The organism is Rothia sp. HMSC071B01, assembly GCF_001808945.1.
Lineage (GTDB): Bacteria > Actinomycetota > Actinomycetes > Actinomycetales > Micrococcaceae > Rothia.
In genome coordinates this window covers 61133-80193 of record NZ_KV795070.1, presented here as the reverse complement: position 1 = coordinate 80193, position 19061 = coordinate 61133, and the positions used below count along the sequence as shown (strand labels likewise).

The 19061-nt window shown below is 60.7% G+C and carries 13 protein-coding genes and 4 tRNA genes; 2 read left to right on the top strand and 15 right to left on the bottom strand.

Annotated features, from left to right (window positions below; genetic code table 11):
• Window positions 1-279: 279 nt before the first annotated feature.
• From HMPREF2527_RS02025 to HMPREF2527_RS01975, 11 genes are all read right to left on the bottom strand, one after another.
• Complete coding sequence (locus HMPREF2527_RS02025; protein ID WP_070506391.1) at window positions 280-1128, bottom strand: PD-(D/E)XK nuclease family protein; 849 nt, start codon at window positions 1126-1128, stop codon at window positions 280-282.
• 108 nt (window positions 1129-1236) lie between these two features.
• Window positions 1237-1311, bottom strand: a tRNA-Val gene (locus tag HMPREF2527_RS02020).
• A gap of 577 nt (window positions 1312-1888) precedes the next feature.
• Window positions 1889-1961, bottom strand: a tRNA-Glu gene (locus tag HMPREF2527_RS02015).
• Window positions 1962-1983: 22 nt separating this feature from the next.
• Window positions 1984-2055 (bottom strand) — tRNA-Gln (locus tag HMPREF2527_RS02010).
• 489 nt (window positions 2056-2544) lie between these two features.
• Window positions 2545-2620 (bottom strand) — tRNA-Gly (locus HMPREF2527_RS02005).
• A gap of 264 nt (window positions 2621-2884) precedes the next feature.
• The gene (locus HMPREF2527_RS02000) at window positions 2885-3352 is read right to left on the bottom strand and encodes a hypothetical protein (RefSeq protein WP_070506016.1); all 468 of its coding nucleotides are present in this window, start codon (window positions 3350-3352) and stop codon (window positions 2885-2887) included.
• Window positions 3353-3354: 2 nt separating this feature from the next.
• Window positions 3355-4866: a glutamate--tRNA ligase gene (gene gltX / locus HMPREF2527_RS01995; protein WP_070506013.1), complete on the bottom strand. Its 1512-nt coding sequence runs from the start codon at window positions 4864-4866 to the stop codon at window positions 3355-3357.
• 57 nt (window positions 4867-4923) lie between these two features.
• Window positions 4924-5676: a fumarylacetoacetate hydrolase family protein gene (locus HMPREF2527_RS01990; protein ID WP_012903294.1), complete on the bottom strand. Its 753-nt coding sequence runs from the start codon at window positions 5674-5676 to the stop codon at window positions 4924-4926.
• 149 nt (window positions 5677-5825) lie between these two features.
• Window positions 5826-6923, bottom strand: a complete 1098-nt coding sequence (locus HMPREF2527_RS01985) for a branched-chain amino acid aminotransferase (RefSeq protein ID WP_070506011.1) — start codon at window positions 6921-6923, stop codon at window positions 5826-5828.
• Between the two features lie 354 nt (window positions 6924-7277).
• Window positions 7278-8333 carry a 3-isopropylmalate dehydrogenase gene (locus HMPREF2527_RS01980; RefSeq protein ID WP_005507402.1) on the bottom strand — a complete coding sequence of 352 codons (1056 nt, stop codon included), beginning with the start codon at window positions 8331-8333 and terminating at the stop codon, window positions 7278-7280.
• 265 nt (window positions 8334-8598) lie between these two features.
• On the bottom strand, window positions 8599-9963 hold the full coding sequence (locus tag HMPREF2527_RS01975; protein WP_070506009.1) for a hypothetical protein: 1365 nt from the start codon (window positions 9961-9963) through the stop codon (window positions 8599-8601).
• 587 nt (window positions 9964-10550) lie between these two features.
• On the opposite strand from HMPREF2527_RS01975, the gene HMPREF2527_RS01970 reads away from it, so the two are divergent.
• Both HMPREF2527_RS01970 and HMPREF2527_RS01965 read left to right on the top strand, forming a co-directional pair.
• Complete coding sequence (locus tag HMPREF2527_RS01970; RefSeq protein WP_210390349.1) at window positions 10551-12005, top strand: histidine kinase; 1455 nt, start codon at window positions 10551-10553, stop codon at window positions 12003-12005.
• Window positions 12006-12046: 41 nt separating this feature from the next.
• Window positions 12047-12889 carry a response regulator gene (locus tag HMPREF2527_RS01965; protein ID WP_070506007.1) on the top strand — a complete coding sequence of 281 codons (843 nt, stop codon included), beginning with the start codon at window positions 12047-12049 and terminating at the stop codon, window positions 12887-12889.
• Window positions 12890-13044: 155 nt separating this feature from the next.
• On the opposite strand, the gene HMPREF2527_RS01960 is transcribed toward HMPREF2527_RS01965, so the two are convergent.
• The 4 genes from HMPREF2527_RS01960 to metG form a co-directional block, all read right to left on the bottom strand.
• On the bottom strand, window positions 13045-13362 hold the full coding sequence (locus HMPREF2527_RS01960) for a nucleotidyltransferase family protein (RefSeq protein WP_070506005.1): 318 nt from the start codon (window positions 13360-13362) through the stop codon (window positions 13045-13047).
• Window positions 13363-13547: 185 nt separating this feature from the next.
• Window positions 13548-16301: an ABC transporter permease gene (locus HMPREF2527_RS01955; protein WP_070506002.1), complete on the bottom strand. Its 2754-nt coding sequence runs from the start codon at window positions 16299-16301 to the stop codon at window positions 13548-13550.
• Between the two features lie 3 nt (window positions 16302-16304).
• Window positions 16305-17072, bottom strand: coding sequence for an ABC transporter ATP-binding protein (locus tag HMPREF2527_RS01950; RefSeq protein ID WP_012903286.1), 768 nt, complete (start codon window positions 17070-17072; stop codon window positions 16305-16307).
• A 319-nt stretch (window positions 17073-17391) separates the two neighbouring features.
• Window positions 17392-18936, bottom strand: a complete 1545-nt coding sequence (gene metG, locus HMPREF2527_RS01945) for a methionine--tRNA ligase (protein ID WP_070506000.1) — start codon at window positions 18934-18936, stop codon at window positions 17392-17394.
• Window positions 18937-19061 lie beyond the last annotated feature (125 nt).

The window sequence follows — 19061 nt, the reverse complement described above, 5'->3', positions numbered from 1 at the left end:
TGCTTACGGATTTCAATATGGCGGCAGAACTGCGCTGACGGTTTTTCCCAGCAGGCGCATTCTTCACAGCGGGCGCGCGGGCGCCGTTCTGCCTATTTGTTCTATTGTCGCCGATTCGGTAGCGCGAATCTAGAACGAATCGAGGCGCTGGGGGTGGAGGCGGCAGGGTGAGGGCTGAGCCTCACCTCCCTGGGCTCACCTCCTCGGGGGTTTGATCCTCTCCCCTACGCTCGCTACTCCCCTATACCGCCCAGTCTTCTAGTCGGCGGGGGTGCTGGCCTATGCCGCAGGTGGCGGCACTACGGGCATGAGCGCGGGGTCTTCAAATTCTTGAACCTGGCGGTCGAATTCCCAGACGCGGCGCAGGGCGCAGAACTTGTACCAGTTGCGTTCGAGCACGGCGGGGTTTGCTTGCTGCGGCAGCACCTGCGTTTCGCCGAGGGCCACGCCCATGAGGACGGGTGCGTCGCCGTATTTCCAGGGTTCCCAGGTGCCTGCGTCGGGGTCGAGGAGGGATTCTTCGGCTTTGAGTCCGGCTACGAGCTGCATGACGACTTTTTCGTCGAGTGCTTTGACGCGGCCGCGTTTGTCGGTGCCTTTGGTTTTGTAGTCGATGATGCAGGTTCGGCCTGCGATTTCTGCGACGAGGTCGAGGGTTCCCGCGTAGCCGACGGTGTCGTTCCAGATGGTGACTTCGGCGGCGAGGGGGCGGGGCTTGAAGGCTTCCCACCATTCGTCGAAGCGGTCGGCGTAGGCTTGTTCGCCGTTCATGATGAGCTGTTCGCGGCTTTCGTCGAGGTTGTGTTCGCGTCCCATGGCGCGTAGGGCGACGTTTTCGGCGTAGTTGTGGACGCGGTCGCCTCGGGCGGCGGCTGCGTCGCGGTATCGTTCGGAGGCGTTGGCGGCGTCGCGGATAATGGCGAACTTGAGGCCGTGGGATCCGGAGGCGCGGTAGGCGCGCTGATCTTCGAGGGCGGCTTTGGCGGCCATGTACCCGTGCCAGCCGCTGAGGTCGTTGGCGTGTTGCCCGATGACGGTGGTGATGGAGGGGACGAGGAGTTCTCCTCCGCGGACGCGCGCGTACATGCGTCCGTAGTCGGTGGCTGCGGCGAGTTCGGGTGTTGTCACGGGGTACCTCATTCTCGGGTGGTTGTGTCCGCGGCTGGGTTTGTACTGCGTGTGGGCACAAATACCGGTGGGCATAATAAAACCCCCGTTCCTTGAAACGGGGGTTATTGGTGCGTGATACTGGGTTCGAACCAGTGACCTCTTCGGTGTGAACGAAGCGCGCTACCACTGCGCCAATCACGCTTACGGATAAGACTATACCGAGGCTTGGCGTGAAGGTCAAATTTTGCGCTCCCCTTTTTTTTCTTCCTGTTTTCCTCCTGCCGAGAAGCCACTTGTGTTTCGAAAAGCCACCATAATGGTGGCTTCTCGAAACACTTGTGGCTTTTCGAGGAGATTCTTCTTCTCTGCTCATACGCTGCTTCCTCCGATTGAGGTGGCTGCAGGTTCAGTAATGACTTATGGACTCTGGTCATGAGGTACGGACTTTGGGGCTGGGTTAGCGTCTTGAGGGATAGCTTTTAACCATGGCTGAAGTCGCTAAGTCATTACCGAATCTAGACTCAGAGGTGCTGGGTAAACAAAAAGCCTGGTTTCCGAAGAAACCAGGCTTTTTTCCTAGTGTGACCCCAACCGGTTTGTAACGGTGACGGAGGGGCATGATGCCGAGCGCGCGAGGAAATCCATCATGCCCCGGAGTGCCGCGACGTAAGGAGCGGCGCCGTGAGAGGCTCACGGCGGCACCATAGAATCTGGGCTCAGTTTTGCCCAATAAACAAATAAACCCTCAGCCAGAAGACTGAGGGTTTATTTCCTAGTGTGACCCCAACCGGATTTGAACCGGTGTTGCCGCCGTGAGAGGGCGGAGTACTAGGCCGCTATACGATGGGGCCGCAACCTCCGTTAGGAGGTTAGCTGGGATACCAGGACTCGAACCTAGAACAAAGGAACCAGAAACCTTCGTGTTGCCAATTACACCATATCCCATTACTCTATTGAGTTACCGTTCCGTTTTTCGCCTTTCGGCTTTTCACCGGAACGAGTAATAACTATACGGGTCTTTCTGGAGGCGTGCAAGCCGAAATCTGGAGAGACGCCTCACATTCACGGTTTTATGCCCGCTACTTCCGCGTGTTTCCGGGGTTTTTGGGGTTAAAAAGTTTTTTAAATTTCTTCAAAAAGAGGGTTTTAGGGCCGATTTTCACCCTTCACAGCAGCTCCGAGGGGACTTGGAGAGTAGTTTTATCCCCTCCCCCGCACGCTTTGAGCCCCAAATTTTTTTGAAGATTTTTCCTGTACTACCTCCGGGCAGTCAGATAACCAGATAACCAAAGCATCATGGCGACCAACCCGCCCAAGCAACCACCTCGGGAAAGATCACAGGACCCGCTGCCCACGCCTCCAAAAACTAAAAACCCAGAGACAGCAAAACCCAGAGACAACGAAAAAGCCCCGAGGCGAACCTCGGGGCTTGAGTGGAGCGGTTGACGAGACTTGAACTCGCGACATCCACCTTGGCAAGGTGGTGCTCTACCAACTGAGCTACAACCGCATGTTTTCGCTTTGAACTTTTCAGTTCGTCGTAACAACAGGTACTACTATACGAGCCTTTACCGGGGTGCGCAAACCAAATTCTTGCCACACTCCCCAAAATGGAGCCAGATTCACCTCCGCAAAAGATACCGACTAGTAGTTTTACAGGAAATACCCATCACAAAAAATATTCTCAAATTTATGAAAAATCCCCTTATCCACCGGGTTTCCTTCAGACCTTTCGGTCGTCAGATTCCCGCTGGATAAGGGGATTCTCTAGAGCTTAGTCGCTGCTACCGCCAGAGTCGCCTCCACCGGAATCGCCGCCGCCAGAGTAGTCGGAGCTGCTGTAGCTGCTGTAGTCCGAACTGCTGTAGCTGCTGGAGCTTCCGGCGTCGAAGTCGCCCGCGTCCGGGTCGGGGCCCGGGTCCACGAAGTCGTCTTCGTCGTCCTCTTCACGCGAAGAGTCCGAAGAATCCGAAGTGTCTACGCCGTCAGACGAGCTGCTGACGTCGCCACCGCGGGCGTGCCGTGCCTGAGCTTCTTGAGCGTTCAGGGCGGCGCGCGCCTCGAAGTAGGCGGTCACGTACCCGAAGGCTGCCGCAACGACAACAGCGACCACCATCAAGACGGACTTGTCCATGTTGGCGATGTACAGAATCAGCCAGATAATGCAGGCGTTGGTGAGCGCCATGAGGGTGCCCTTGAGCAGCGCCTTGCCGATGATGGATTGGTTATTCGGCTGGCTCATGGTTAGCTCAGTTCAGCGGCAAGCTTGCGCAGGCGTGCGAGGGAGGATTCCTTGCCCAGGATTTCCATGGATTCGAACAGGGGCGGGGAGATGCGCTCACCGGACACTGCGATGCGCACGGGGCCGAATGCGAGGCGCGGCTTGATTTCCAGGCCGTCGACGATTGCGGCGCGCAGGGCTGCCTCAATGTTGGCGGCGGTGAAGTCCTCGAGGGGCTCCAGAGCTTCGATTGCGGCGGCGAGGACCTGCGGTGCGGATTCCTTGAGCTGCTTGCGTGCGTCGTCTGCGGTGCTGATTTCTTCATCAGCCTTGAAGAGGAATGCGAGCAGGCCGGGTGCTTCACCGAGCAGCTGCATGCGCTCCTGGACGAGGGGTGCAGCTTCGGTGAGGACCTGCTCTTCACGCTCGGTGAGGGTCTCGCCGAGTACGCCTGCAGCCTGCAGGTACGGGATGAGACGGTCGCGGAAGTCCTTGGGGTCGAGCGCACGGATGTGGTCGCCGTTAATGGACTCTGCCTTCTTCACGTCGAAGCGTGCGGGGTTGGCGACAACGTCGTGTACGTCGAAGTGCTCGACGAGCTCATCGATGGTGAAGACGTCCTGATCTGCGGAGAGGGACCAGCCCAGCAGGGACAGGTAGTTCAGCAGGCCTTCCTTGATGAAGCCGGAGTCGCGCAGCAGGAAGAGGTTCGACTCGGGGTCGCGCTTGGAGAGCTTCTTGTTGCCCTGGCCCATGACGTAGGGCAGGTGGCCGAATTCGGGGATAAAGCTGGTCACGCCGGTGTCGATGAGTGCGCGGTAGAGCGCGATCTGGCGAGGGGTGGAGGAGAGCAGGTCTTCGCCGCGCAGCACGTGGGTGATGCCCATGAGTGCGTCGTCGACGGGGTTCACGAAGGTGTACAGCGGGTCGCCGTTGGAGCGGACGACCACGTAGTCGGGCACGGTACCGGCCTTGAAGGTGATTTCACCGCGAACGAGGTCGCTGAAGGTGATGTCTTCGTCGGGCATACGCAGGCGCCACACGGGCTGGCGGCCTTCTGCGCGGTAGGCTTCCTTCTGCTCTTCGGTGAGGTTGCGGTCGTAGTTGTCGTAGCCGAGCTGCGGATCCTGACCGGCTGCCTTGCGGCGTTCCTTCACCTCGTCGGGGGTGGAGAAGTCTTCGTACACGTAGCCGCCTTCAACGAGCTTTTCGAAGATCTCGTTGTAGATGCCTGCGGTCTTACGCTCGGACTGGCGGTAGGGCTCGTGGGGACCACCGACGCCGACGCCTTCGTCCCAGTTGATGCCGAGCCAGTGCAGGGATTCGAGCACCTGGTTGAACGACTCTTCGGAGTCGCGTGCCGCGTCGGTGTCTTCGATGCGGAAGATCAGCTTGCCGCCGGTGTGGCGTGCGTACGCCCAGTTGAAGAGGGCGGTGCGGACCATGCCCACGTGCGGGGTGCCGGTGGGCGAGGGGCAGAAGCGGACGCGGGTGTCTGCGGGGCTGTTGAGTACGGGACCGTGGTATTCGGTCATGATGTCTCCTTGACGGTGTGTTTCAGGATGTACGTTACGTTTTTGGGTGCGGGCTGTTTAGTCGCGCACGCGGGTGACGAGGGAGCCGATGCCTTCGACTTCGACCTCTACTTCGTTGCCGTCGCGCAGTACGCTGATGCCGGCGGGGGTGCCGGTGAGCAGTACGTCGCCGGGCAGCAGGGTGAAGATTTCGGAGGCTGCGGCAACCTGTTCGGCTACGGAGTAGTGCATTTCGGAGGTGTTGCCTTCCTGCACGACGTCGCCGTCGACCCAGGTGGTGATGTTCAGCGAGTCGGTGTCCAGGTCGGTTTCGATCCAGGGGCCGAGCGGGGTGGAGCCGTCGAAGCCCTTGGCGCGGGTCCACTGGCGGTCTTCGAGCAGGTCGCGGGCGGTGAGGTCGTTGGCTACGGTGTAGCCGAAGATGACTTCGTGCACGCGCTCAAGAGGCACGGACTTGGCGATACGACCGATAACGACGGCGAGTTCACCTTCTGCGCTGACGGCTTCGGAGTACTCGGGCAGGGTCACGGGGTCACCGGGGCCAATCACGGTGGTGTTGGGCTTGAGGAAGAACTGCGGGGAGGCGGGCGCCTCGGTTCCAGCCCAGTTTGCGATCGCTCCAATCACCTTGGAGCGGGGAATAATCGGGGCGAGCAGGCGCACCTGGTCGATGGGGTAGGTGGTGCCGGTCGGTTCAATACCCGAGTAGAAGGGGTCGCCGGCGAGTACGCGCAGGGTTTCTTCACCTGCGTCGCCTTCTACCAGCCCGAAGTGGAGCTCATTATTTACGGTAAATCGTGCAATACGCATACTTTCTAGGGTACCAGCCTTCGAGGGTGCGGGCGGCGGGTCGGGTTTTAGCAGGCACAGCGAATCCCCGCGGGCTGCTCACCGCGCGACATGCGGGGTCGGGCGGGAGCATCCTGCGGGGATTTCGCGGGTTACGTTAGATTCACGTTTTAGATGAGGCGGGTCATCCAGCCGTGGCGGTCCTCAACGGTGCCGAGCTGAATACCGACGAGCTCTTCGCGCAGGCTCTTGGAAATTTCGCCGAAGTGCTCGGTGGGTGCCGGAATCTCGAAGTCTTCTGCCTTGAGCTTGCCGATGGGTGCGACCACTGCTGCGGTGCCGCAGGCGAAGATTTCGGTGATGTCGCCGTTTGCCACGCCTTCACGCCACTCGTTGAGGGTGATTGCGCGCTCTTCGACGGTCATACCGCGGTCCTTAGCCAGCTGAATCAGCGAGGAGCGGGTCACGCCCTCCAGGATGGTGCCGGTCAGTTCGGGGGTGACGATCTTGTTTTCCTTGCCGAAGACGAAGAAGACGTTCATGCCGCCGAGCTCTTCGATGGCGTCGCCGCGGTGCGGGTCCTTGAAGATGACCTGCTTGCAGCCGTGCTTTTCGCCTTCGGTCTGGGCGATCATCGATGCCGCGTAGTTGCCGCCGCACTTTGCCGCACCGGTGCCGCCTTCGCCTGCGCGGGCGTAGGTGGTGGAGAGCCAGATGTCTACGGGTTCGGGGGTACCGAAGTAGTTACCTGCGGGCGAGCCGATGACGTGGTACTGCACGTGCTTTGCGGGGCGCACGCCGAGGTACGCCTCGGTTGCGATCATGAAGGGGCGGAAGTAGAAGGCTTCACCGTCGCCGGTGGGTACCCATGCTTCGTCTGCCTTGACGAGTTCGCGCAGGGATTCGACGAACAGTTCTGCGGGCAGTTCGGGCAGGGAGAGGCGGTGTGCGGAGCGTGCGAAACGTTCTGCGTTCTTTTCGGGGCGGAAGGTCCATACGGAGCCGTCAGCGTGGCGGTAGCCCTTGACGCCTTCGAAGATTTCCTGGCCGTAGTGGAAGACAGCGGAGGCGGGATCGAGGGTCAGCGGGCCGTAGGGGTGAACTCGTGCGTCGTACCAGGTGCCGCCGGTCTTGTAGTCACCCTCCCAGTCGATGGTGACCATGTGGTCGCTGAAGTAGTCACCGAAGCCGGGGTTTGCGAGGATTTCGGCGCGGCGTTCGGCGGTGGCGGGTGACTGGTTTGCTTCGTGGCTGAATTCGGTTGCCATCGTTCTGCGTTCCTCTTCGTCTAGTTGCCTCTGTGGGCGTTCTTTGAGTGGCGGTTCTCGCGGCGGGGCGAGGGACCGGTGTGTGCCGCCGGGCGCGTTGTCGTGCGGGGCAGATGGTGCATCTAGCGGTCTGTGCTAGTCGGATGCATCAAAGCTAGTGGTGGATGGTGTCCACCGCCGAGGTGCCGGGCGGGTGTGCCTGACCTGTTTAGAGTACCGGAAAGATGCGTTTGCCGCATGCGCACCTTTTCTCCCATTCAGGATGTGAACAGGTGAAGCCCGGAAGGTGTGTTCCTTCCGGGCTTCACTAGCGTAGTTCACGTTTTAGCCGAGCCAGTTTTAGCCGGGCAAGTATTAACCGAGGCGTGCGAGCACGTCCGCGCCAACCTGATCGGTTCCGCGCACGGTGGCGCCGTTTTCGCGCATATCTGCTTCGACGGCGTCCTCAATGCGGGCTGCGGCTGCATCGTGGCCGAGGTGGCGCAGCAGCATGGCACCAGCGAGGATTGCGGCGGTGGGGTTTGCCTTGTTCTGGCGGGCGATGTCCGGTGCGGAGCCGTGAACGGGCTCGAACATGGAGGGGAACTCGCCGACGGCGTTGATGTTGCCGCTTGCCGCGTAGCCGATACCGCCGGTCACTGCACCTGCGAGGTCGGTGATGATGTCGCCGAAGAGGTTGTCGGTGACGATCACGTCGAAGCGGGCGGGGTCGGTGACCATGAAGATGGTGGTCGCGTCAATGTGCAGGTAGTCGGTCTCAACCTCGGGGAATTCAGCCGCGATTTCGGTGAAGTAGCGATTGTAGAGGCGACCTGCGTGGGTGAGCACGTTGGTCTTGTGCACGAGGGTGACCTTCTTGCGGCGGGTGGACGCCAGCTCGAAGGCGTAGCGTACCAGGCGCTCCACGCCGTGCGCGGTGTTGAGGGAGACTTCGGTGGCGATTTCGTGCGGGGTGCCCTGGCGAATCACGCCGCCGTTGCCGATGTAGGGGCCTTCGGTGCCTTCACGCACGACGACGAAGTCGATGTTGCCGGGGTTGGCAAGCGGGGAAACTGCGCCGGGGTACAGGCGGGAGGGGCGCAGGTTGATGTAGTGGTCGAAGGCGAAGCGCAGCTTCAGGAGCATTTCGCGTTCGATGAGGCCGGAGGGAATCTTGCCGCTGCGCGGGTCTGCACCGATGGCGCCGAAGAGGATCGCGTCGTGCTGCTTGAGGGCGTCCATGGTGGAGTCGGGCAGGGTTTCACCGGTTTCCAGCCAGTGCTCGGCGCCGAGCTTGTAGTGGGTGGGGGTTACGGTGATGTTTTCGAGCTCGCAGGCGCGGGTGAGGATGCGCTGGGCTTCGGTAATGATTTCGGGGCCGATGCCGTCGCCGGGGATGACGGCGAGGTCGATGCTACGTGCTTCAGTCATGCCTCTACCGTAATACGCGCAGCGGGTGGGCGGTAGAGTGTGCGGACGGGTTCTCAGACTCTGGGCTAGACGGGCTCTGGGCTACCCCCCCCCCAGTCTCTGCCCGGCAGCGCCTTGACCCAGACCCGCCTCCTGAAGTCTGGGGTTCTGGATTCTGTGGTGTTCAGCCTCTACCGGTTAAAACAATATTCCCCGGCTGAATTATCAGCCGGGGAATATCGTTACGAGTTCTCACTCAGAGTGAGAGCCCTAAAGGTCTATGCAATTACGCGGTGCGCTTGCAGAGGGTGACCTTGACGTAGCCGTTGCCACGTTCGCTACGAGCGGTCGGAGCGTTACCTGCGGAGGTAATGGTACCGCCGGAAACACCGGGAGCAACGTAGGAACCACCTGCGCCGCCGCCGCCGCCGAGCTGGCCGAAGGAGACGTTCTGGCGGATACCGTTGGGGTTGTTGTTCCACTTCTGGGTCAGAACGATTGCGGAGGAGGAGCTGGAAGCACCGGAGCCACCGCCACCGTAGCCTGCGCCACCACCTGCGGAGATGACGGACTCGTAGCCGTTGAAGTTGAAGCCGATGGAGGAGTACTCGAGAGCGTAACCGGTACCGTTGTGGGTACCCTCTTCCTTCTTGGTGCGATCGTTGTTGTCGATCAGGTAGGAGTAGGATGCTACACCGTCACCACCGGCACCGGTGAAGCCGGAGCCACCATTGTTACCGGACTTGGAGGACTGGTAAATCTCCTGGTTGTTGGCGGAGGAGAAGCCCAGAACACCGTTCGGGGACTTGCCGGTGTGCAGAGCGGTCTTAGCACCACCGTTACCACCGATACCGTTTGCGCCACCTTCACCGGCCTCAACGGTTTCGCGGATAGAGTTGTCAGCGTCGTAGATACCGAAGCCTTCAAGACCTGCAGAACCCGATGCACCGTCAGCGGAACCACCGGTGGAACCGAAGATGATGTTGCCGTTGCGCTTTGCGCCGGAGGGCCACTGCCAAGAAGCGGTCACTGCGCCAGCTTCCATGTACTGGGGGTTGTTGTTAGCGCCACCGTTGTTGATGAAGCCAGCGCCACCACCGCCACCTGCGACTGCAACGGGGGTACCGTTGATGACCAGAGCGGAGGAGCCACCACCGGATGCGGAGTAGGTAATACGCTTCAGGGGGGAGTTAGCGGGCCAAATAGTGTTGACCTGCTGCATGATGCTGGAGGGGATGGGGTTGGGCAGGTTGGAGGAACCACCGTTACCGTAGCCCTCACCACCCTCAGCTGCAGTCAGGGGGCCGTTACCGATACCACCGGCTGCGCCGATGAGCTGAACGGTCTGGCCTTCCTTGACCTCGATGATACCGGTGATCTTTGCACCGGAGCCTGCTGCCATATCGTCGTAGTTGGTACCACCAGCACCACCGACGACCTCGAACTTGATCTTGTCGACCAGTGCGGGAACAACGAAGGATGCGGTGCCCTTAGCACCGGATGCGGTGCCGTTTGCGGAGTAAGCTACGGTCTCTTCCCACTCACAAACAGTGGAGGAAGCGAAAGCGGGAACTGCAGCAGATGCTGCGACAACCGGAGCAGCCCATGCTGCGCCAGCGACAACCTTGCGGCGAGAAATGTTAGTAGACATGTATGTCCTTCGAGAGTGATGTCATTTTGAGGAATAAAAGTTATCACCCGCCGTCGTGCGCGGCGAAGAACGTCACCTGATGAGATTCGAGTGAGTGAAGTAGGCTTGCGCCTAACCTCTGGTGATAACGACATAATGCTGTAACCGGCCCCCTGCATAGGGACTTTCGCGTTTCAGAGCGCTTGGTGTTCACTCTGCGAGGTCTTGCCTCCTGGACGCAGAATTTCGGTACAGCCAAAACTATACCCATCAAAGACCTGTACCGCAATGGTTCCAAAAATGGTTTGATGAGGGGGTTTCCCTTAAACTCTCCGCCTTGGTTGAAGGTTTTTCAACCAAAATAGGTTACTTAAGGGAGTTACAGGTCTCTTAAACCCGAATTCGAACTCCATACAACCCCAAACCCTCAAGCTTTAGTTGAATAAATAATCTACAAAAAAGTAATCAAGGTCACTAAAAATAGATGTTTTTAGCGTGTCACACTCACTCAAGCACACACCCCCACACACAAACCCACAAAATATCCCTGCATGTGAGAGTAGAAAGAGGCTCCCAGTCCCGCCCCACCACCCCGATACACTGGAAACATGCCCCTCAAGCACACCGAACCCCAGCAGAACCCACAGCACAGCGCAGAGACAGCCGAATCAGGCTACGCCGTAACGCATACCCGCGGCCACTCAGAAAACAGCGACCTGCCCGCCGACGCAATCAGCGCCTCCAGCCGCGTGCAAAACTACCTCAGAGACAAACGCAGCTGGATGAACATCATCGTCGTTGCGCACATGCAGTTCTTCTGTTGTGTGCTCTCCGCAGCCTTCGTCAACAGCTACGGCTGGATCCCGGTCATCTCCGCGCTCAGCAGCACCACCGCGCTCTACTTCCGCTACCGCTTCCCCTACGGCAGCATCTACGTGGTCATCGCGGCGCTCTGCCTCACCCTCGTGGAGCCCTTCCCCGACTCACTCGCCATCACCTGCTACCCGCCCGTCAGCCTCGCCGCCTACCATATCGGCAGGCACTGGACCCGCCGAGCCCGCTTCCGCGGCCTCATTCTCGGCTGGGTCGGCGCACTCGCCGTCACCGTGCAGGCCTCGCTCTCATTCCTCTACCACTGGGACGACATACCCGCCCGCATCTTCATCTCCCTGATGTTTGGTGTGCTCTGCGGATCCATCTTCACCGTCTTCTGGTTCCTCGGCGACTCTCGCCGCATGCGCGAACTGCGCAGCGAAGAGTTCAAAGAACGCGCCCGCCGCCTCGAATACGAGCAGGAACAGGAACGCCGCCTCGCCGCGCAGGACGAACGCACCCGCATCGCCCGCGAAATGCACGATATTGTGGCGCACTCGCTCTCCAGCATTATTTCTCAGGCTGACGGGGCACGCTACGCCGCCGCGAGCGCCCGCACCGCCCGCGCCCAGCAAACACAACAGGCACAGCAGGCAGAGCAACAGACTGAACAGGCAGAGCAGCCGAGTCAGGCTCAGCAGAGTGAACCGGATATTGCCGAGCAGACCCTCGAACTCATCGCAGACACGGCACGCGACTCCCTCACCCAGATGCGCTCCCTCCTCGGGCTACTCCGCACAGACGAGGCAACCGCCTACGCACCCGTGCCCACCCTCAGCGATGTGCCCGCCCTCGTGGAGCAGAGCCGCCGCGCCGGGCTACCCGTCACCTTCACCGGAATCACCGGCACCGGAATCACCAGCACTATGGCGCGCACCCTACCGCAGGGTGCCGAGCTGGCGGCGTACCGCACCGTGCAGGAGGCGCTCACCAACGCGCTCAAGCACTCCCCCGGCGCCGCAACCACCGTCACTATTCACTGGGGCGAGGACGGTCTGCAGTTGTGGGTTCAGAACGGCCCGGTTTCCTCTGCCGCGGCTCAGCACATTGCCCGCCCTGTACCCGGTAGCGGCAACGGTCTGCGCGGCATGAGCGAGCGCATCGCCCTCTACCACGGCACCCTCACCTACGGTCTGCAGCCTGACGGCGGCTGGCTCGTTGAGGCGGCGCTGCCCTACCGCGACCTCTAATACCCGTGCCCTCTACTACCTCGTGATTTAGGATTGAAACTATGTACTCTTCTGCACCACAGACTACCCAGCCGATCCGCGTGATGCTCGTTGACGACCAGCGCCTAGTGCGCGGCGGCTTGAGCATGCTCGTCAACTCCCAGCCAGACCTACAGGTCGTCATGGAAGCTGATGACGGCCTGGCGGCGATTGACGTTTTTGACCGCATGGTGTCTGAGGGGCAGGCGCCGCAGGTCATCCTCATGGATGTGCGCATGCCGCACTGCGACGGCCTGGAGGCGGCGCGCCGTATTCTGGAGCGTGACGGCGAGCGTGAAGTTTCCGAGGATGAGCGGGTGCGCATTATTATGCTCACGACCTTCGATATTGATGAGTACGTGTATTCGGCAGTGCGTGCGGGTGCGAGCGGTTTCTTGTTGAAGGACACCCCGCCGGAGCAGCTGCTGGAGGCGATTCGTACGGTGCACCGCGGCGATGCGGTGATTGCGCCGTCTGCGACTCGCCGTCTGTTGGAGCAGATGATTCCGGTGCTGGACTCCCCCGCTCCTGTTGTTCCTGTTGTTCCTGCCGCCGAGTCTGTTCCTGCTATTCCCCCGGCTGCTGGTTCTGAGCTTCCTAAGGCGACGTTTATTCCGGCTGAGCATGCAAGCTTTGAGCCTGTGCAGGATTATCCGCATCGTGAGTTAATTGAGCAGTTGTCGCCGCGTGAGTTTGAGGTGCTGGGTTTGATTGCGCGTGGCTTGTCGAATGCGGAGATTACGCGGGAGCTGGTGCTTTCGGAGGCGACGGTGAAGACGCATGTGTCGCATGTGTTGGCGAAGTTGGGTGCGCGTGATCGTGTGCAGGCGGTCATTATGGCGTATGAGGCGGGTATCGCCCACTAGCGTTCCCTTATATAAGGGCACAGCAGAATAGAGGACTCAGTGAAGCCCCGGCGGGCGCCTCCTGATCGAGGCACCCTCCGGGGCTCTTTAGTTAAGTAGTTTCTTGTATCTCGTCGATGATTTGTTCAAAGTCGCTCATCAGCTCAGGCAACTTCTTATAGCGGCATCTCCACCATGTCCGGTTCTGCCTCCGCATAGATGCGGGGGCGCAACCGGGTGACCATATCAACGCTACGGCCGGTCAGCTGTTCAATGCGGTGCTGAGCATCCACCATCTGCATGAACTCGTCAAAAGGGGCTACACCCGGCATCTGCACCAAAAAATCCAGGTCGCTGGTTTCGGTCAGCTTACCGCGGGCGGCGCTGCCGAAGAGTCGGGCACGGCGCACACCAGCGTCACGGAGGATCTGAAGAACCTCCGCTTCATGGGGTAGCGTGTACCCGCGACGCAGATTGGGGTGGCTAGTGCTCATACACCCATCATACGCGCAAAGCCATGCTACAGGTCAGCTCCAAGAATCTGAGAGTACAAGCAGGGCAGACTAGAGGACACAGTGAAGCCCCGGCGGGCGCCTCCTAATCGGGGGCACCCTCCGGGGCTTTCTCACGCCGAGTATCCGGGTTCGCCGGGTACTGTGACTATGCCAGGTACAGCGGGTTAGCCGCGCATGCCCTCAACCGGGGACATGCGAGCCGAACGAGCCGCAGGCAGAGCCGAAGCGAGCATCGCGGCGAGCACACCCACCATGAGGATGACTACGTACCAGACGTACGGCAGGTCAAGCACCAGCGGGGCGGAAGCACTCATGGAAGACATAATAATCTGCGCCGAGAGGCTACCAATCACCGCACCGGAAACCATACCGAGCACCACAGCGGCGAGCGTAATCAGAATCGCCTCAATGGAGATCATGCGGCGCAGCTGCTTGCGGGACAGACCCAGCGAACGGAGCATCGCGTTCTCGCGGCGGCGTTCGTTGACCGACAGGGTCATCGTGTTCGCCACACCAATGATGGAGATGACCACTGCGAGCATGAGCATCACCAGGGTGAAGGTCAGCATAACGGTCAGCAGCTGGTCGTAGGTCTGACGTTCCTGCAAGCCACCGGTGAAGGAGCTGTCAGGGCTGGCTCGGTTCAGGTCAGCCTGCAGGGTCGCGTTCTCGCTACTGGTCAGCGGGGAGGCGGCGCGCACCAGAACGACGGTGTCGTTACCGGTTGCCTGGCTGGTGACAGTCAGGTGAGCTGCCTTTGTCTGAGCTTCCTTGTCACCGCTGGCGATTGCTTCTTCCAGGCGCTTCTGAGCTTCCTCAGCGGCAGGGTTGGCAACCTTCTGCGGGTTCTTGGCGTCCTGCAGCTTGGCGGCGGTGGCAGGGTTGACAATCAGCAGGTGCTGCTTGGTTGCGGACTTGACGGGCTTGAGTTCCACTTCGCCGAGCGGGCCGTGTGCCTTCAGACGGCTGGACTCATTCAATCCAGCGGACTTCCAGAGGCCCTGCGGTACGAGCACGGTGTCGTCAGCAAGGTTCGAGTTTTCGCCCGGCAAGATTGCCTTCAAATCGGAGGAGCTCAGCGCCACCAGGTCGGAATTCTGGTTGGCGGTCTGGCCTTCGTACTCGACGGTGTAGTCAACCACACCGGCTGCGTAACCGACGGCGGATGCCTGAACGTTCTTAATACCCTTGACCTTGGAGGCGATTTCCTCCGCCTTGGTCACGGTGGAGGCAGCCTCGGACTGGTCGTACGAGCTGTACTTTGCCTGCGCAGAAATCGGGTACTGCTGATCCAAGGCTTTGGTCAGCGAGGCGCTCAGCACCGAGTAACCGGTCAGCACAGTCGATACGACCAGGGTACCCACCAGCACGGCACGACCGGTGGAGACGGTGCGCTTGGGCGAACGCAGCGCGTTGGCGAGCGCCAGCTTGCCGGTCTGGGTGCGGGTGACCGTGCCGAGGGCACGTACCAGCGGCGGCAGTACCAGCGGGGTGAGGAGGAAGACCGCAATACCGAGCAGCAGCGCGGCCCCCATCATGAGAAGGATGGCCTTATTGCCGGCGCCCTCACCGGAACCCTGGTTCTGAGCCAGCATAACCAGGCCGATACCTGCGGCACCGAAGACCAGACCCAGGATCGGGCCGACCTTGCCGGGCTTGCGCACCTCAAGGTTGGTGTGCTCGCTCATCGCGCTGATGGGCGAGATGCGCAGGGCGCTTCGTGCCGGGGAGAGCGACGCCAGAACCGTAACGATGGTGCAGATCAGGGTACTGATAATCACCGGGGTGATCGTGTAGGAGATCATGATGGTCGAGACCATGCTTCCCACCAGCATGCCGACCGGGAAGGTCAGCAGTGCACCGATGAGGGAGAACACCACGCCCACGGTAATGGATTCGATGAGTAGCATCCGTACGAGGGAGCCGCCGCGGGCACCGAGGGTGCGCAGCAGAGCCAGTTCACGGATGCGCTGGCCGACCAGCACCGCGAAGGTGTTGGAGATGACGAACGAGGAGACCAGCAGAGCCAGTGCCGCGAAGGCGCCCAGAACCACGCTAATGGAGGTGAAGACCGTGGAGATGGTCTTCTGGTAGTCCTCCAGCAACTTCTGACCGGTCATGACTCGCGGGTCGTTCTTGGTGTCGCCGCTGCTGAGGGTATCCTGCAGGCTCTTGAGTTTGGCGTCGGTTACGCCGTCCTTGAACTTGAGGTAGATGAGGTTCGCGCCAGCCATGCTTCGGTAGCCTGCCGCGGAGCTCTTGTTTTCTGCCTCAGATGCCTTCAGGGTGGCTTCGCCGAGGCTGGTGCCGCCAATGAAGACAGCCTGGTTGGTGGTGGAGCCTTCAAAACCGGGGTCGAACAGACCGACGACGGTGTATTCGGCGGTCTTATTGGTACCGGGAGCGCTGACGGATTCCACAACGTCGGTGCTGGTGACCTTGCCGTTCAGCGAGAGGTTGTGCTTCTTCGCGAAGTAGGTAGAGACCATGATTTCGTGGTCGCTACTGGGGATTTTGCCCTGCACCTTGTACGGGAAGAGACTCGAGTCGGCGGGCAGCTGGTCGTACTGCACGGGGGTTTTCTGGTCGCCGGTACCGATCGAACCCGTGACGGCGTACTGCACCCAGTAGCCGGAGAGCAGGTCGCTCTGCTCCACTTTCTGAATCTGGTCACGCGTCAGGTAGATAGAGGTGCTGTCTTGACCGTCGCTGGTTGTAGCGGCGGAGGCGACGACCGCCTCGGCGCGGGAGAGCACGTCACCAACGGAGGAATTGACGGTCGCCTGCAGCGAGTTGGTGAGCATCATAATGGCGGCGATGAAGAAGGATGAGATCGCGATGCCTATGCCCGTGAGGATGTATTTTCCTTTGGAGGCGCGCAGATTGGAGCGCGCCACCGTGTTCAGTGTGGTTGCCACGGCTTATCGACCTTCCAGCTGTGCCATTGCGCCGAGCACGGCGTCGTAGGTGGGTTCGATCATTTCGCCGGCGACCATGCCGTCCTTGATGAAGACCACGCGGTCTGCGTAGGAGGCGGCGTTTGCGTCGTGGGTGACCATGAGGATGGTCTGTGCGTGATCGGTTGCGGCGGCACGCAGCAGGCGCAGCACCTCGGCGCCGGAGTTGGAGTCGAGGTTACCGGTCGGTTCGTCGGCGAAGACCACTTCGGGGCGTGCGAGCAGTGCACGCACGATGGCGACGCGCTGCTGCTGACCGCCGGAGAGCTGTTCGGGGCGGTGGTCGAGGCGGGTTTCCAGGCCGAGGGTCTTAACCAGGTAGTCGCGCCACTGCGGGTCCGGCTTCTTACCGGCGAGGCCCAGGGGCAGGTCAATGTTCTGGCCCGCGGTGAGGGTGGGCACCAGGTTGAACGCCTGGAAGATGAAGCCGATGTGTTCGCGGCGGAATTCGGTGAGGGCGTTGTCCTTCAGACCGAAGAGCTCGGTACCGCCAATACGGATGGAGGTTGCCGGGTTCGGGTCGGGGGTGTCCAGGGTTGCGATGGTCTGCATCAGCGTGGACTTACCCGAGCCGGAGGGGCCCATAATCGCGGTGAACTTGCCCTGCTCAAAGTCGACGGAGACGTTGTTGAGGGCGTGGACGGTGGCTTCACCCATGCCGTAGGTTTTGGAAAGGTTTCGTGCGGAGACGGCGGGCTGTGCCGTCTGTGCGTGAGGAGTTGTCGTAGTCATGGTTCAATTATTTCACGCAATGTGGCGCTGACTACGGTGTTTTTATCATCCTCCAGGTTGATTTTGGCGGGTGTTCATCGGGTCTTGGCCTGCGGATGCAGAGGCTATCGCTAATCCTCCGGGCGGAGAAGCGCATGAGGCGGGCTGGGCGGAGTACCGACCTCATCCTTAAGTATGAGTGGCGGCTCGACCAAGACTACTGCCCCCACGCGCAAACTACCTCCTACGTACATGCGAAAAGCCCCCGGCTCCTCCCCCCCCATCTGGGGTCAGGAAGCCGAGGGCTTTCTCACGCTATTCGCTACGCCAGAAGCGGCTGTTATGCCTTGGGCGCTTCGTAGCGGGGGAACACCGGTGCGGGTGCGGGCAGTTCGGTGCCGGGCACGAGTGCGGTGCCGAGGGCTGCGAACTGGCGTGCGTCGCCTTCGGGTACGCCGAGCAGGGTCAGCAGCTTGGCGGTCGAGTCGGGCATGACGGGCTGCAGCAGCAGGGCAACCTGGCGCACGACCTCGAGGGTCACGTACAGTACGGTGTTCATGCGGTCGAGTTCGCCGTTCTTGCGCAGGGTCCAGGGCTCCTGCTCTGCGAAGTAGGCGTTGGTGTCTGCGAGGACGGTCCAGATGCGGTCGAGTGCACGGTGGAATGCCTGCTCGTCGAAGTCTGCACGGACGGGCTCGTAGAGGGCTGCCGCCTCGTCGAGGATCTGGCGGTCAGCTTCGGTGAATTCGCCGTGGGTGGGGACGGCACCGCCGCAGTTCTTGGCGACCATGGACAGGGAACGCTGGGCAAGGTTGCCGAGGTTGTTTGCCAGGTCGGAGTTGATGCGGTTGATGATGGACTCTTCGGAGTAGGAGCCGTCCTGGCCGAAGGACACTTCACGCATGAGGAAGAAGCGGACGGCGTCCAGGCCGAATGCGTCGACGAGGTTTGCGGGGTCGACGACGTTACCGACGGACTTGGACATCTTTTCGCCGTTGACGAGCAGGAAGCCGTGGCCGAAGACTCGCTTGGGCAGTTCGATTCCGGCGGACCACAGGAATGCGGGCCAGTAGATGGAGTGGAATCGGGTGATGTCCTTACCGATGAGGTGCAGGTCGGCGGGCCAGTACTTGGTGAACAGTTCGTTGTCGGTGTCGGGGTAGCCGAGGCCGGTGATGTAGTTGGTGAGGGCGTCGACCCACACGTACATGACGTGCTTGTCGTTGCCGGGTACGGGTACGCCCCAGTCGAAGGTGGTGCGGGAGATGGACAGGTCGTTGAGGCCGCCCTTGACGAAGGAAATCAGTTCGTTGCGGCGGGATTCGGGGTAGACGAAGCCTTCGTTGGCGTAGAGTTCGAGGAGCTTGTCGCCGTACTTGGAGAGGCGGAAGAAGTAGGATTCTTCTTCGGTCCATTCGACTTCGGTGCCGGTGGCGATGGCGTAGCGCTGGCCGTCGCGTACTTCGGTTTCGTCTTCTGCGTAGTAGGCTTCGTCGCGGACGGAGTACCAGCCGGCGTACTTGTCGAGGTAGATGTCGCCGTTTTCTTCCATGCGCTTCCAGATGGCCTGGGATGCGACATAGTGGTCGGGGTCGGTGGTGCGGATGAAGCGGTCGTAGCTGATGTTCAGCGCGTCGTTCATTGCTTTGAAGCGTGCGGAGTTCTCGTCGGCGAGTTCCTTAGCGGTCTTACCGAGCTTCTCGGCGGTGGTCTGCATCTTCTGGCCGTGCTCGTCAGTGCCGGTCATGAAGCGCACGTCGAAGCCGTCGAGGCGCTTGAAGCGGGCTAGCACGTCGGCTGCGATGGTTTCGTAGGCGTGGCCGATGTGCGGGTTGCCATTGGGGTAGGAGATGGCGGTGGTGATGTAGAACGGAGTTGCAGTCATAACTTTCAGTTTACCGCAGTCTTAGGCTAGGCTCTCACCGGGGTTACACTCTGATACGCGATAAGCACCAAGCCACCAGGTAACAGGCTGCCACGCCGCATGTTTCCTCCGCGCCTACGCAGGGG

Excerpts from the sequence above, each read along its gene's own strand:
- metG (WP_070506000.1), bottom strand. The coding sequence starts at position 18,936 with ATGACTGCAACTCCGTTCTACATCACCACCGCCATCTCCTACCCCAAT.
- HMPREF2527_RS01970 (WP_210390349.1), top strand. The coding sequence starts at position 10,551 with ATGCCCCTCAAGCACACCGAACCCCAGCAGAACCCACAGCACAGCGCA.
- HMPREF2527_RS01985 (WP_070506011.1), bottom strand. The coding sequence starts at position 6,923 with ATGGCAACCGAATTCAGCCACGAAGCAAACCAGTCACCCGCCACCGCC.
- HMPREF2527_RS01975 (WP_070506009.1), bottom strand. The coding sequence starts at position 9,963 with ATGTCTACTAACATTTCTCGCCGCAAGGTTGTCGCTGGCGCAGCATGG.
- HMPREF2527_RS01950 (WP_012903286.1), bottom strand. The coding sequence starts at position 17,072 with ATGACTACGACAACTCCTCACGCACAGACGGCACAGCCCGCCGTCTCC.
- HMPREF2527_RS01980 (WP_005507402.1), bottom strand. The coding sequence starts at position 8,333 with ATGACTGAAGCACGTAGCATCGACCTCGCCGTCATCCCCGGCGACGGC.
- HMPREF2527_RS01960 (WP_070506005.1), bottom strand. The coding sequence starts at position 13,362 with ATGAGCACTAGCCACCCCAATCTGCGTCGCGGGTACACGCTACCCCAT.
- HMPREF2527_RS02000 (WP_070506016.1), bottom strand. The coding sequence starts at position 3,352 with ATGAGCCAGCCGAATAACCAATCCATCATCGGCAAGGCGCTGCTCAAG.
- HMPREF2527_RS01965 (WP_070506007.1), top strand. The coding sequence starts at position 12,047 with ATGTACTCTTCTGCACCACAGACTACCCAGCCGATCCGCGTGATGCTC.
- HMPREF2527_RS01990 (WP_012903294.1), bottom strand. The coding sequence starts at position 5,676 with ATGCGTATTGCACGATTTACCGTAAATAATGAGCTCCACTTCGGGCTG.
- gltX (WP_070506013.1), bottom strand. The coding sequence starts at position 4,866 with ATGACCGAATACCACGGTCCCGTACTCAACAGCCCCGCAGACACCCGC.